10 protein-coding genes are annotated in these 13,917 nt (G+C 70.2%); 5 read left to right on the top strand and 5 right to left on the bottom strand.

What is annotated here, in order from left to right; all coding sequences use genetic code 11:
• Positions 1–10: 10 nt before the first annotated feature.
• From ACVTJA_RS26650 to ACVTJA_RS26640, 3 genes are all read right to left on the bottom strand, one after another.
• On the bottom strand, positions 11–856 hold the full coding sequence (locus ACVTJA_RS26650; protein ID WP_465840265.1) for a fatty acid desaturase: 846 nt from the start codon (positions 854–856) through the stop codon (positions 11–13).
• A gap of 103 nt (positions 857–959) precedes the next feature.
• Complete coding sequence (locus ACVTJA_RS26645) at positions 960–1,931, bottom strand: Rieske 2Fe-2S domain-containing protein (RefSeq protein WP_465840263.1); 972 nt, start codon at positions 1,929–1,931, stop codon at positions 960–962.
• Between the two features lie 132 nt (positions 1,932–2,063).
• Positions 2,064–2,330, bottom strand: a complete 267-nt coding sequence (locus tag ACVTJA_RS26640) for a hypothetical protein (protein ID WP_465840261.1) — start codon at positions 2,328–2,330, stop codon at positions 2,064–2,066.
• Between ACVTJA_RS26640 and ACVTJA_RS26635 the strand changes: the two genes are divergently transcribed.
• The gene (locus tag ACVTJA_RS26635) at positions 2,329–5,049 is read left to right on the top strand and encodes a carboxypeptidase regulatory-like domain-containing protein (protein ID WP_465840259.1); all 2,721 of its coding nucleotides are present in this window, start codon (positions 2,329–2,331) and stop codon (positions 5,047–5,049) included. The genes ACVTJA_RS26640 and ACVTJA_RS26635 overlap by 2 nt on opposite strands.
• Before the next feature lie 144 nt (positions 5,050–5,193).
• Positions 5,194–5,883, top strand: a complete 690-nt coding sequence (locus tag ACVTJA_RS26630; RefSeq protein WP_465840258.1) for an acetoacetate decarboxylase family protein — start codon at positions 5,194–5,196, stop codon at positions 5,881–5,883.
• Positions 5,884–5,886: 3 nt separating this feature from the next.
• On the opposite strand, the gene ACVTJA_RS26625 is transcribed toward ACVTJA_RS26630, so the two are convergent.
• Positions 5,887–6,618 carry an alpha/beta hydrolase family protein gene (locus ACVTJA_RS26625; protein WP_465840257.1) on the bottom strand — a complete coding sequence of 244 codons (732 nt, stop codon included), beginning with the start codon at positions 6,616–6,618 and terminating at the stop codon, positions 5,887–5,889.
• A gap of 160 nt (positions 6,619–6,778) precedes the next feature.
• Here ACVTJA_RS26625 and fdh point away from each other — a divergent pair, with 160 nt between their 5' ends.
• Genes fdh through nrfD form a run of 3 tightly spaced genes read left to right on the top strand, consistent with a single transcriptional unit; the run spans position 6,779 to position 12,003 of the window.
• The gene (gene fdh / locus ACVTJA_RS26620; RefSeq protein ID WP_465840255.1) at positions 6,779–10,051 is read left to right on the top strand and encodes a formate dehydrogenase; all 3,273 of its coding nucleotides are present in this window, start codon (positions 6,779–6,781) and stop codon (positions 10,049–10,051) included.
• A 3-nt stretch (positions 10,052–10,054) separates the two neighbouring features.
• Positions 10,055–10,852 (top strand): 4Fe-4S dicluster domain-containing protein, encoded by a 798-nt coding sequence (locus ACVTJA_RS26615; RefSeq protein WP_465840253.1) that lies wholly within the window; start codon positions 10,055–10,057, stop codon positions 10,850–10,852.
• Positions 10,849–12,003, top strand: coding sequence for an NrfD/PsrC family molybdoenzyme membrane anchor subunit (gene nrfD / locus ACVTJA_RS26610; protein WP_465840251.1), 1,155 nt, complete (start codon positions 10,849–10,851; stop codon positions 12,001–12,003). Before ACVTJA_RS26615 ends, nrfD begins: the two co-directional genes overlap by 4 nt.
• 9 nt (positions 12,004–12,012) lie before the next feature.
• On the opposite strand, the gene ACVTJA_RS26605 is transcribed toward nrfD, so the two are convergent.
• Positions 12,013–13,806 (bottom strand): thiamine pyrophosphate-requiring protein, encoded by a 1,794-nt coding sequence (locus ACVTJA_RS26605; RefSeq protein ID WP_465840249.1) that lies wholly within the window; start codon positions 13,804–13,806, stop codon positions 12,013–12,015.
• Between the last annotated feature and the right edge of the window lie 111 nt (positions 13,807–13,917).

The raw sequence follows: 13,917 nt of genomic DNA, 5'->3' as shown, positions 1-13,917 counted from the left end.
GGACCAGGGCTCATCGCTCCTCCACCGCAACAGCCAACGGCTCCTCATGCGGGACCAGACTGGACTCCACCGTCGCGGGCAACGGCCGGGGCCCACGCCACATGGACAGCCAGACACGCAGGAACGACGGCCGTGGGACACCCGGGTCCACGTAGCGTTCCAGGTAGAGCCACGACACCTGCGGATGCCGATGGTGCGCGCGGTGGTAGTGGTAGTTGAGGAACATCCACCGCACCGGCGCGGCCACGCGCAAATCCCACGCGCCATTACGCACATGCAGCGGAGACCACGCATGGTCCGCGTACTGGAGCCCGCTCCAGTTGATGGCGAAGGCCGCGTAGCACAGCGCCCATCCCATCACGGACAGGTCCAGCGCCACCGCGAGCCCGCCCTGCACTCCCACCGCCAGCAGCACCTCCCACCGGATGAAAGCCCCTGGCGCCTCCTCCAGTCGCCCGAGGTACGCATCCGCCCCCGTCTGTTCCCCATACCGCGTCCCCGTGCCACGCAGCCGATGCAGCAAGCCGGGAACGAGTGCGAAGGCCACCGCGCCCACCGGCACGAACACCCAGTAGAGCCCGCTGAGGATGGAGTACCACTGCGCGCGCTTGAGGAAGCGGTTGTCGCCGGGCCGGAAGTAGTCGAATTGCTCCAGCCGCGTCCGGTTGTGCCGGTGGTGGTTGAGGTGGAAGGCCCGCTGCATGGTGAAGGACGTGGGGAACAGCGTCGCCGCCAAACGCCCCAGTCCGTCATTCATGCGGCGCGACGGGTGCAGCACTCCATGCGTCGCCTCGTGGAGCAGCGAGAACACGGTGTTGTTCACGAACGAGAACACCACCGCTGCCAACAAACGCACGGCCCACGAGCCCGCATGAGAGGCCAACCAGAGGCACCCTGCGCAAACGGCCATCGCCGAGGCCAGGAGCACGACGTTGAGCCGGGCTGGGATGGGCGTTCCCCTACCCTCGCTCGTCATCGCGGTCCTCGGGGAGGCTGGCGGTGAAGGTCATCAACTGGCGAAGGATGGGGTCCTCCGCCGCGCCGGCCGCGTTGAAGCGCATGCCGTGGAGCACGGACAAATCCCTGCGCAGGAACGACGTGAAGAGCCACCGAGCCACCGCGAGCGACAGCCGGTCCATGCCTGGGATTCGTCCCCGTCGAGCGGCGAAGGCCAGCCGCACGGACATGCCCTCGGGCGTCTCGCGGAAGCCGGCGACCAGCGCGCTCCGAGTCCGGCCAAGGTCGCTCTCCACGGAGAGGAGCGTCCCGCCATGCACGGTGATGGTGACGCGGATGCGATTGCCGGACAGCGTCTTCATCAGCCAGTCACTGGGCCCGGAGCCGGTGACGCGCGACGTGTAGCGCAGGCGCAGCGTGAATGGGTCCACCCGCTCCAGCTCGGGCGTATCCCAGAGCTCACGGTGGTGCACGGTGCGCAGGTGCTCGATGTCGAAGGAGTTGGCCACCAGCGGCAGCCAGTCACAGCGCACGATGACCTCAGGGCCGGTGCGCCACGACAGGTCCGAGGCCCCCACTTCCGGCGGAGGAGCGAGGACCACCGGCCCGTTGAAGACGAGGATGGCGCCGAAGCGCTCCACCACGGGGAACGGTCGCTGCCCGGGCCGTCCGCCCATGTCTGTCTGACACGCACCACTGCCGTCGAAACGCCAGTGGTGCAGCGGGCAGCGGAGACAGTCACCGACGACGGTGCCACCCGCGAGGTGCGTGCCCATGTGCGCGCAGTGCGCGGACAGTGCATGCACACCGCCGCCCTGCCCCCGGAAGAGCACCAACTCCCTCCCGCCGAGGTTGAAGCCCCTCACCTGCCCACGCCGGAGCGAGTCCGACGGACACACGAGGTGCCATGCCCGCAGCCGGCCCGGCTCGGGCTGACGGACCGGGTCCGCCCACGCCACGACATTCACCGCCATTGCGCGAGGGTAGACCAAAATTCACAGCGCCCACACACCCGGTCCACTCCGGGCACGATTATCGGACTCATGCACGACGGACCGTTCGAGCATCGATGACGCGCCCGCGCCGGGGCATTTGCCTTTGCGCAATCAGGTGGCGAATGCTCGGAACCCGAACAGGATGTCCGCTGTCATGCGGCCGTTCCTCGCGATGCTGGCTTCAGGAGGCGGAATGAAGCGGAACGCACTCGTCCTCGTGGCAATGGTTGCGGCCTTCATCGGGGCCGGGCTCTGGTGGTCCAGCAGGTCTGACACCCACGGCTCCACCTCCTCCCAGGCCGCCCCCCACTCCGCCAATGTCCTGGTCGAGCGCCCCCTGCCAGGTACCCCAGGCAGCACGAACTCGTCCGAGGCCATGAAAACCTCCGCCACCGAAGGAGGAACGCCCCGCGTCGAAGAGCCGATGCGCGAGGAGGAAGGCACCCTGCGCGCGGAGGTGCGCTCCGCCACCGGGCCCGCGAAGGGCGCACGCGTGACGCTCTACCTGCACGGCCTCGGCGGCACCCGCGCGGGGAAGCCCGGCTGGTTCCTCGCGGGCGACGGCGTCACCGACGACGCGGGCGTCATCGTGCTGCCCGCGCGTCCGGGGAACTACCTCGTCACCGCACGGGCGGAGGGCTTCGCCACCGCGCGCACCCACGTCACACGCCCTCGAGGCGAAGCCGTGACTTCGGTGCGGCTCACGCTCGACGCGGGAGGCACGCTCGACGGCGTCACCGTGGAGCGCGGCTCACGGACACCCGTGCCCCTCGTGGAGCTCACGCTGACGCCGCGCACCTCGAGCAGTGACCTCATGCGGCCCACCGCCTTCTCCATGAACGCGTCGATGCCGGAGGAGGAACGCCACACCACCACCAGCGATGGGCGCGGCGACTTCCGCGTCCAGGGGCTCGCGCCCGGCGAATACCAACTGGACGCCCGCGCGCCGGGCCATGCGCCCAGGCGAATCAGCCGCGTCCACGTGCCCTCCTCCGGGCTCACCGTCGAGCTGGAGGGCTCAGCCTTCATCGAGGGCTTCGTCGAGCTGCCCGACGGCAAGCCCGCGGCGGGCGCACGCGTCATCGCCTCGGGCACGGGGGACGCGGTGGAGACCGACACGAGCGAGGGCGGAGGCTTCTCGCTCGACGTGCCTCCCGGGGTGTACCAGGTGGCCGCGCGACAGGGAGCCCAGACGGGCTCGGCCCCGTCGCGAGTCACCGTCGGCGCGGGGATGACGGTGCGCGACGTGCGCATCCGCCTGGGCGCGTCGGCCTCGCTCGCGGGAGTCGTCCGGCGCAAGGGCTCGGGCGAAGCCATCGCAGGTGCCGCGGTCTCCGTCACTCCGGGCGCCCTCACCCTCAGCCTCGACGCGGACCCCACGGAGGTCGCCGGCGCCATCTCCGGCGAGGACGGCCGCTTCGAGGCGGGCTCGCTCGCGCCGGGGATGTACTCGGTGACGGTGCGGGCGCGCGGCTTCAAGAAGTGGTCGCGAAGCGGCGTCACCGTCCTCGACGGCCAGCGCTTCGACCTCGTCGCCGAGCTGGAGGCCTACGGCCGCATCGAAGGCACGGTGGTGGACGAGGCCGAGAAGCCGGTGGCCGGAATCCATGTCACGCCCGAGACGCGCTGGCGCATGGCGCCGCTGGAGGGCGCGCTCGTCACGGTGACGGACGCGCAGGGCAACTTCACGCTCGAAGGGTTGCCCCCGGGAGAGGTGTTCGTGTCCGCCCGCCGTCCCGGCAGCGAGCCCAATGGCCGCGAGATGGTCAAGGTCTCTCCGGGCGAGACGAGCCGCGTTCGAATCAAGCTCCACGAAGAAGGGCTGTTCGAAGGAACGGTGCGAATCCGAGGAGGCCGCGTACCGCCCAGGCCCGTCACCGTCTCCGCGCTGAAGGTCGGCGCGCCCTACTCCGAATCCGTGAAGGTCGCGGCCACGCCCGACGGCGCATGGTCCATGCGGGTACGCGCGGGCCAATACAGGCTCACCGCTTGGATGACGGACACCGGCAACCAGAATGGCGACCAGGAGAAAGTCGTGGAGCTGGAGGCCGGAGGCACGAAGCGCGTGGAGCTGGAGGTGCGCGAGGCGAGCCGTCCCATCGTCGTCACCGTGCTCGAACCCAATGGTGCGCCCAGTGTCAGCGCGACGGTGATGGGCGGCGAGCCGGGGAAGAACGAAATCCTGCTGGAGGAAGTCACCGACGCCTCCGGCCAGGCGACGCTGGTGGCCGACGGCCTGGGCAGCGCCTCGATGCACCTGTGGGCCACGAATGGCGGGCGCCGGGGAGACCTGCCCTCGGTGCCGCTGTCTCGCACGGCCGTCACGCTCCAGCTCACTGCGGGAGGACGGCTGACGGGCACGGTGCGCTCGGCGGGAGGCCGCGCCGTCGAGGGCTTCCGGCTGGTGGTGACTGCCCTCCGCACCGACGACGACTTCCTCACCCGCCAGGAGCTCGACTTCACGGGGGACCGTTTCGTCGTCGACGACATGGTGGCTGGGAAGGTCTCGCTCACCGCCACGCTTCCGGATGGCCGCGCGGGCAAGGCGGAGGCCACCGTCGCCGCCGGCTCCGCCACGCAGGTGGACGTCGTCGTCGAAGCCGGAGGCAGTCTGTCAGGGCGCCTCGTGGACGATTCGGGCGCGCCCATCGCGGGCGGGTTCGTCGACGTGGACGGAGTCTTCTCGCCCCCTGCCGGAGCGGATGGACGCTTCCGCGTGGAGGACGTCGCACCAGGCCCGCACCGGGTCATCGCGTGGGGCCGGCGCGGACAGCTCGCGGACCGGCAGGTGACGCTGATGTCCGGCAAGGCGGTGGACCTCGGCGACTGGCGCATGGGGCCCGCGCGCGTGGAGTCCGGGCGCCTGGGGCTCTACTTCGGCATGAGCGGCGACGACGTCACGGTGAGCTGGATTGCCGAGGCAGGCCCGGCGGCCTCGCTGCGCATTGGCGACGTGGTGAAGTCCATCGACGGCGCCACGGTCCTCGACGCGGGCGACGCCCGTCGGCGCGAGCTGGGCGCACCGGGCAGCCCGGCCACGCTCGTCATCCACCGCGAGGGGCGCACGTACCCCGTCACCCTCACCCGTGCGCTGTAACGCTCCGCGCCACGACGAAACGACCCGAGGGTGCGATTTACGACAGCCCGTCCGTGTGGCTCGCTCCGAATGAATTGAAGGGGATTCATCCGGCCGCTGGGGCCCGGTAGGGCCGCTGGTGGCGCCACGTCACAGGAGCCGTCAATGACCGCCAGCAACCTCGCCGCGCCGCAACTCGTCATCAACAGCCGCATGCTGTATTCGAGCTGGATTCCCGCCGACCCGAAGGCCGCCGCCGCGCTGCTGCCGAAGGGCCTGTCGCCCGCGGCCAACCGCGCCCTCTTCATGAATCAGTACGTGGTGGACTCGGCGGACCAGACGTCGGGCTTCGGCGCGTACTCGCTGACGTACATGGGCCTGGACCTCGAGGGCCACACGGCGCCGGACGGCGTGACGCCGGGCCGCTTCTTCACGCACTACCTCAACTCCTCGCAAGCGGTGCGAGACTACGTGGGCGCGCGCGGCGTCCCCGCGTCCGCGGGCTCGACGACGCTGGAGCTGGAAGATGGGCGGCTGGTGGCGACGACGCGCGTGGACGGCATCCCCATCATCCGCACGGTGGCGCGCGTGGGCTCGCAGGTGGCCTCGGTGGCGCGCGGCCAGCTCATGTACGTGACGAAGGTGGACAACAAGCTGATGGCCGGCAACTACCCGTACGTCGGCGAGATTGCCTCCGGCTTCGAGCTCGTGTCCCTGGAGTTCCTCGCGCCGGACCATCCGACGTGGGCGCTGCGCCCGTCCAACCCGCTGCAGAAGGTGGAGGCGTGGTGCTGGTACGCGCCCCGTGACTCGTTCGTCTATCCGGGCGGCGAGCACGAGTTGAAGGTGAAGTAGCCCTCACCGCGCCCCGGCGACGAAGCGGTCCATCCACGCCACCGCGCCGCGGATGGCCTCCTCCCAGTCGTGCATCGGCATCATGTGCCTGGCGCCGGGGAACTCGCGATGCCGCAGTCGCTCCGGGGCCGGTGCGTAGAGGGGCTCCAGGCGCGCGTGGAAGTCGCGCGCCCGCGCGGCGGGCACCACCTCGTCCGCCCCCGCGTTCTGGCTGAACAAGGCCACCGGGAAGAAGCGCTCGGGGTGCAGGTGCGGACTCTCCGGCAGCGGCAGGCTCCACTCGGGCGAGGCCAGAAGCGGTGCGGCGGCGGCCAGGCGCCGCTCTCGCGGCACCACCGCGTAGGTGATGAAGCCGCCCATCGAGACGCCGCAGAGGCCCAGCCGCCCGGCGTCCGCGCCCTGCCCCACCAGCGCATCCAGCAGGGCCGGGACCTCGCTCGCCGTCTCACGGACCACCGTGAGGAACTCCTCGTCACGGCGGTGCGGGTCGGTGTAGCTGAAGCGAACGTCGAAGTCCGCATAGCGCCGGGCGCCATGGCCCACGGCATCCAGGCCCACGGCATAGAGGCCGCGCGCGGCGAAGGCGGACAACTCCGCCGTGTGCACCTCCTTCGACCCACCGAGGCCATGGAAGAGGAGCACCGCGCCCCGGCGCAGCGCCTCCTCGCGCGAGCCCACGTGGACGGCCAGGGCGGGCACGCCCGCCAATGTCAGCGCATGCGTATGGAATTGCACGGATGGGAGTCTGCCTTCCGGCAAGGCTCCCATCCACCCGGCGACACCCCGAGCGTCCAAGCGTTGTCAGCGTGACGACGTGCGCGGCGAGGGCCCCCATGTCGGCACGCCCGCCCCCATCTTCCCCGCGCAGACGTGTGCGTCACGCGGGAGGAACGTCGTGGGAGTGTTCGACCTGCTCGGCCGCTGGCCCGTGCTCCGGCAATTGCGGAAGGGAGATGCCACCGCGCTCGGCGACACGGCGATGACCGAGCGAAGCCGTATGCTCGAGCCGCGCACCACCGGGGCCGACCGCGTCGTGAAGTCCGTCTGCCCGTACTGCGCGGTGGGCTGCGCGCAGGACGTGTACGTGAAGGACGGCCGCATCCTCGACATCGAGGGCAACCCGGACTCGCCCATCTCCCGAGGGCGCCTGTGCCCCAAGGGCTCCGCCACGTTCCAGCTCGTCACCGGCAACCACCGCGTGCGCGACGTGCTCTACCGCCGCCCCGGCGGCACCGAGTGGGAGACGCTCTCGTTGGAGGAGGCCATGGACATGGTGGCCGAGCGCGTGAAGAGGACGCGCGACGCCACGTGGGAGGACACCGACGTCAATGGCTTCGACGTGAAGCGCACGCTGGGAATTGCCCACCTGGGCGGCGCCACGCTGGACAACGAGGAGAACTACCTCATCAAGAAGCTCTTCACCGCGCTGGGCATCGTGCAGGTGGAGAACCAGGCTCGAATATGACACTCCTCCACGGTGCCCGGTCTGGGCATCTCGTTCGGTAGAGGCGGCGCGACGACGTTCCAGCAGGACCTGGCGAACGCGGACTGCATCGTCATCCAGGGCTCCAACATGGCCGAGTGTCACCCGGTGGGCTTCCAGTGGGTGATGGAGGCGAAGGAGCGCGGAGCCACCCTCATCCACGTGGACCCGCGATTCACGCGCACCAGCGCCATGGCGCACCAGCACGTGCCCATCCGCGCGGGCTCGGACATCGCGTTCCTGGGCGGGCTCGTCCACTACGTGTTGGAGCACGAGCGCTACTTCAAGGAGTACGTCCTCCACTACACCAACGCGGCCAACATCATCCGCGAGGGCTTCCAGGACACGGAGGACCTGGACGGCTTCTTCAGCGGCTACGACGCGGAGAACGGCAAGTACGACCCGGCCACGTGGCAGTACGAGGGCGTGGGCGGCACCGTGCCCGCGGGCGGCCACAAGCACCTGTACGCCGAGCCCGGCGCCGGCAAGGGCGGCGAGGCGGAAGGCTCCTCACGCTTCGAGGCGAGCAAGGACGAGACGCTCCAGCACCCGCGCTGCGTCTTCCAGCTCCTGAAGCGCCACTTCGCACGCTACACGCCGGCCATCGTCGCGAAGGTGTGCGGCGTGCCGGAGGATCAGTTCCTCAAGGTGGCCGAGGCGGTGTGCAACAACTCCGGCCGCGAGCGCACCACCGCGTTCTGCTACGCGGTGGGCTGGACGCAGCACACGGTGGGCGTGCAGTACATCCGCACCGCGGCCATCCTCCAGCTCCTGCTGGGCAACATCGGCCGGCCCGGCGGCGGCATCCTCGCGCTGCGCGGCCACTCGTCCATCCAGGGCTCCTCGGACATCCCCACGCTCTACAACCTGCTGCCCGGCTACATGCCCATGCCGCACGCGAGGCAGGGCTACGCGCTGAGCGACTACTTCGAGGACCACGCCACCAGCACCGGCTGGTGGAGCAACCTGCCGAAGTACATGGTGTCGCTGCTCAAGGCCTGGTTCGGCGACGCGGCCACGAAGGAGAACCACTTCCTCTTCGGCCACCTGCCCCGGCTCACCGGCAATCACTCGCACATGCAGACGGTGGCGGACATGGCGGATGGCCGGGTGAAGGGCTACTTCGTCATAGGAGAGAATCCCGCCGTTGGCTCGTCCCACGGAGCGCTGCAGCGCAAGGGGCTGCGCGAGCTGGACTGGCTCGTGGTGAGGGACCTCACGCTCATCGAGACGGCCGAGTTCTGGCGCCGCGCTCCCGAAATCCAGAACGGCGACGTGAAGACGGAGGACATCCGGACGGAGGTCTTCTTCTTCCCCGCCGCCGCGCACACGGAGAAGGACGGCACCTTCACCAACACGCAGCGGCTGCTCCAGTGGCGCGACAAGGCCGTGGAACCCCCTGGCGATGCGCGCAGCGAGCTGCACTTCGTCTACCACCTGGGCCGCCGGCTGAAGGCGCTCTATGCAGACTCGAAGGCGCGCAGGGACCAGCCGATTCACGACCTGACGTGGGACTACCCCACGAGCGGCAGGGGCGCGGAGCCTGACGCGGAGGCGGTGCTGCGGGAGATCAACGGCTACACCGTGCCGGGCCTCGAGCTGGTGAACGGCTTCTCCGAGCTGAAGGACGACGGCAGCACGGCCTCGGGCTGCTGGCTCTACTCGGGCTGCTATGCGGACGGCATCAACCAGACGGCACGTCGCAAGCCCGCGCGCGAGCAGTCATGGGTGGCGTCCGAGTGGGGCTGGGCGTGGCCGGCCAACCGGCGCATCCTCTACAACCGCGCCTCGGCGGACCCGGACGGCAGGCCGTGGAGCGAGCGGAAGAAGTACGTCTGGTGGGACGCTGAGAAGCTGCGGTGGACCGGCGAGGACGTGCCGGACTTCATCGCGGACCGGCCGCCCACGTACCGTCCCCCGGAGCACGCGCGCGGCGTGGACGCGCTGGGCGGGACGGACCCGTTCATCATGCAGGTGGACGGCAAGGGCTGGCTCTTCGCGCCCAGCGGCATGATGGACGGCCCGCTGCCCACGCACTACGAGCCGCCGGAGTCGCCGGTGGAGAACGCGCTCTACGCGCAGCAGTGCAATCCGGCGCGGCTGGAGTGGCGGCGTCGCGACGTGCCGCTGCACCGCGCCTGGGCGGACCCGCGCTATCCCTTCGTGCTCACCACGTACCGAGTGACGGAGCACCACACGGCGGGAGGCATGAGCCGCTGGCTGTCCTGGCTGAGCGAGCTGCAACCCGAGCAGTTCTGCGAGGTGTCCCCGGAACTCGCGGCGGAGCGCGGTCTCACGAATGGCGGTTGGGCCACGGTGCGCACCGCGCGCGGAGACATGGAGTGCCGGGTGCTCGTCACGGAGCGGATGCGCCCGCTGAAGCTGAACGGCACGTGGGTGCACCAGATTGGCCTGCCCTACCACTGGGGCGTGACGGGGCGAATCCGCGCGAGTGGGGCCAACGATTTGCTGCCCTTCGTGGCGGACCCCAACGTCGAGATTCAGGAGTCCAAGGCCTTCACCGGCGACATCGTCGCGGGCCGGCACGCCACGGGCGAGCGCTCCACCACGAGCGACGTGGCACCCGCGCTGCCGGCGGGGACTCCGGACTTGCGGCGCGACACCCCGCGCGTCCCCGAGCACGCACACGACACGTATCAGGAGAAGTTGGAACAGGAGCGGTAGTTCATGGGCCAGAAGGGCTTCTTCACCGACACCACCCTCTGCATCGGCTGCAAGGCGTGCGAGGTGGCGTGCAAGCAGTGGAACCAGCTCCCGGACGACGGCTTCCACTTCACCGGCATGTCCTATGACAACACCGGGGCGCTGGGCGCCTCGACGTGGCGGCACGTGGCCTTCGTGGAGCGACAGGTGCCGATGCAGGGGCAGTCGACGGGCGTCAGGGACTTCTCGTGGCTGATGATGTCGGACGTGTGCAAGCACTGCCAGCGGGCCGGGTGCTTGGAGGCGTGCCCCACCGGCGCCATCGTCCGCACGGAGTTCGACACGGTCTACGTGCAGCCCGACGTGTGCAACGGCTGCGGGTACTGCGTGGTGGGCTGCCCGTTCGGTGTCATCTCCCGGCGCGAGGATGACGGGCGCGCGTGGAAGTGCACCCTCTGCTACGACCGGCTCGGCGAGGGCATGACGCCCGCGTGCGCCAAGGCGTGTCCCACCGAGTCCATCGTCTTCGGAGACCTGGACGAGCTGCACGCGCGCGCGGAGAACCGCGTGCGGGCGCTGCACGAGCGGGGCGTCACGGATGCATACCTGTATGGGAAGGACGCGGCGAATCAGCCAGGCACGGGCGGGCTCAATGCGTTCTTCCTCCTCGTGGACAGGCCCGAGGTCTACGGCCTCCCGCCGGACCCGGTGGTGCCGACGAAGAAGGGCGCGCGCACGTGGGGCATGGTGGCGTGGGGCGCGCTGGGCATGGCGGCGGTGGCGCTCGGCTCCGTGCTGATGGGCCGGGAGGTGCGCACGTGAACCCTCCTGACACCGGTAATGAATCGACGCTGCTGGACCGCATTCAACGCAAGCGCGACGGCCGCAACGTGGACCCGCACCTGGGCATCCTCTCGGGCGAGGGCGCGCAGCAGCGCGTGAGGGACCCGGAGCTCCCGCACCCACCTCCCCTGCCCGTGATTCCCTCCCGCGCCGGGCCGGACCGCGAGACGGCACCGAGCTACTACGGGCTGCCGTCCGTGAAGGAGCCGGTGTGGATCTGGTCCATCCCCGCGTACCTCTACGTGGGGGGCGTGGCGGGCGCGGCGAGCCTGCTGGGCCTCGCGGCGGATGTGGCTGGCGGACCGGAGCTGGCACGGCTGGGACGGCGCGGCCTATGGGCGGGCGTCGTGGGAGACATGCTCAGCGCGGGGTTGCTCATCCACGACCTCGGCCGGCCGGAACGCTTCCTCAACATGCTGCGCGTGTTCCGCCCCACCTCGCCCATGAGCATCGGCTCGTGGGTAATGGCAGGCTCGGGGGGACTGAACACCCTGGCGTTGCTGCTGAGCCACCGTCGCGGGTGGCCGGGCACGGTGGGCCGCGCCGCCGCGGCGGGTGCCGCATTGCTGGGCATGCCGCTGGCGGGCTACACGGCGGTGCTGCTGTGCAACACGGCCATTCCGGTGTGGCAGGCCACACACCGGACGCTGCCGCTCTTCTTCATGTCCTCGGCCACCGCGTCCGCGGGAAGCTTGCTGTCGCTGCTGCCTCACGGGCCCGCCGAGGCGCGCGTGCTGCGGCCCTACCGTCTCGCGGGCAAGGTGGCGGAGCTCGTCACCAGTGTCGCAATGGTGCGCGACGCGGAGCGGGTGCCTGAGGTGGCGAGGCCGCTGAAGGATGGCCTGTCCGGCATGCTGTGGAAGACATCGCGCGTGTGCTCGGCGGCGGGGCTCGCGCTGGACGTGCTGCCCGGGCGCGCACGGTGGAAGCAGGTGGCGGCGGACGTGCTCACGACGGTGGGTGCACTGACGGCGCGCTTCGCCGTCTTCCACGCGGGCAAGGCGTCCGCGCGCAACCCGCAGGCCACGTTCCAGGGACAGCGCCAGGGGCTCGGGGCCGCGGAGGTGGACGGCAACGCCGTGGCCTCCGACGGCAAGCCGCTGAAGTTCCCCCTGCCCGTGCTGCGCTGAAGGACGCGACTACTCCTTGCCGCCTTTGTGCGGCACGAGCGTATCCACCATGCTCTTGAGCGACTGCTTGAGGATGCCGCCCGAGTCCACGTCGCCCTTCATCAGCGCCTGGGCGTAATGCTTCGCCTGCTCGAAGGTGATGTGCGGCGGGAGCAGCGGCACGTCGGGGTCCACGTACGCCTCGAAGACGACGGGCCGGTCCGAGCTGAGCGCCTCGTCCCACGCGCGCGAGAGCGACTCGGGCTTGTCGACGCGAATCCCCTTGAGGCCGATGGACTCCGCGTAGCGCGCGTACGGGAAGTCCGGCAGGTCCTGCGACGCGGGCAGCTTTGGGTCCCCGGCCAGCACGCGCTGCTCCCACGTCACCATGTTGAGGTCGCGGTTGTTGAGCACGAGGACGATGAAGCGCGGGTCCTTCCACTCCTTCCAGTACTTCGCCACGGTGATGAGCTCGCTGCTGCCGTTCATCTGCATGGCGCCGTCGCCCGCCACGGCGAGGACGGGCCGGTGCGGGAAGGCGAACTTCGCGCCGATGGCGTACGGCACCGCGCAGCCCATGGTGGCCAGGTTGCCGGACAGCGACGCCATCATCCCCTTGCGAATCTGGAGGTACTGCGCGAACCAGCTCGTCCCCGAGCCCGAGTCCGCCGTGAGGATGACGTCGTCGGGCAGCTTCGGTGACAGCTCCCAGAACACGCGGCGGGGGTTGAGCGGGTTGGCGGACTCCATGGCCAGCGCCTCGGCCGTCTTGCTCCACTGGCGCACGCTCTTCTCCACGGAATCGCGCCAGCTCCGGTCCTGCTTGCGTTGGAGCAGCGGAATCAGCGCGCGCAGCGTCTCCTGGCTGTCGCCCACCAGGGCGACCTCCATCGGGTAGCGGATGGCGAGCATCCGCCCGTCGACGTCGATTTGAACGCCCCGCGCCTGCCCCTCCTTCGGGAGGAACTCCGAGTACGGGAAGCTGGTGCCCACCATCAGCAGCGTGTCGCACTCGGACATGAGGTCCCAGCTCGCCTTGGTGCCGAGCAGGCCGATGGAGCCGGTGACGAAGGGCAGCGAGTCCGGCAGCACGGCCTTGCCGAGCAGCGCCTTCGCCACGCCCGCGCCGAGCAGGTCCGCGACCTGCACCACCTCGTCGGCGGCGTTCGCTGCACCGGCGCCCACCAGCATGGCCACCTTCTTGCCGGCGTTGAGCACGTCCGCGGCGCGGCGCAAATCCGGCTCGCGCGGGAGGACACGGGGCACGCTGTAGCCCACGCTGGAGTGGACGGTGCCATGGGCGCGCTCGGGCTTCTGGTACGTCTCCTCCTGGATGTCGTTGGGGAGGATGATGCACGTCACCGTGCGCTCGTAGAGGGCCACTCGCACGGCCCGGTCCACCGCGTGGCGCACGGCGGAGGGGTTGGTCACCATGGTGACGTATTCGCTGGCCACGTCCTTGAAGAGGGCCAGCAGGTCCACCTCCTGCTGGTAGTGGCCGCCGAGCACCGCGCGCGACTGCTGTCCGACGATGGCCACCACCGGCTGGTGGTCCAGCTTCGCGTCGTAGAGGCCGTTGAGCAGGTGGATGGCGCCGGGGCCCGACGTCGCGAGGCACACGCCCGGCTGCCCGGTGAACTTGGCGTGGGCACACGCCATGAAGGCGGCCATCTCCTCGTGGCGGGCCTGGACGAAGTCGAACTCCGAGGTGCGCCCGAGCGCGCCGAGGATGCCGTTGATGCCGTCACCGGGGTAGCCGTAGATGCGGCGGACGCCCCACTGCGAGAGTCGGTAGAGGAGATAGTCGGCGACGGTGGCGCTCATGGATTCCCCAGGTTGGAGCCTGGGGGTCAACGTGCGCACATGAACGATGCGGGGGAAGAAGACCGGGCAGCCGGCCGGGCCCTCTTCCGCCGAGCGCCACCTCAGGCGGGT

Source organism: Pyxidicoccus sp. M6 (assembly GCF_055568925.1).
This window is presented reverse-complemented; position numbering and strand designations above follow the sequence as displayed.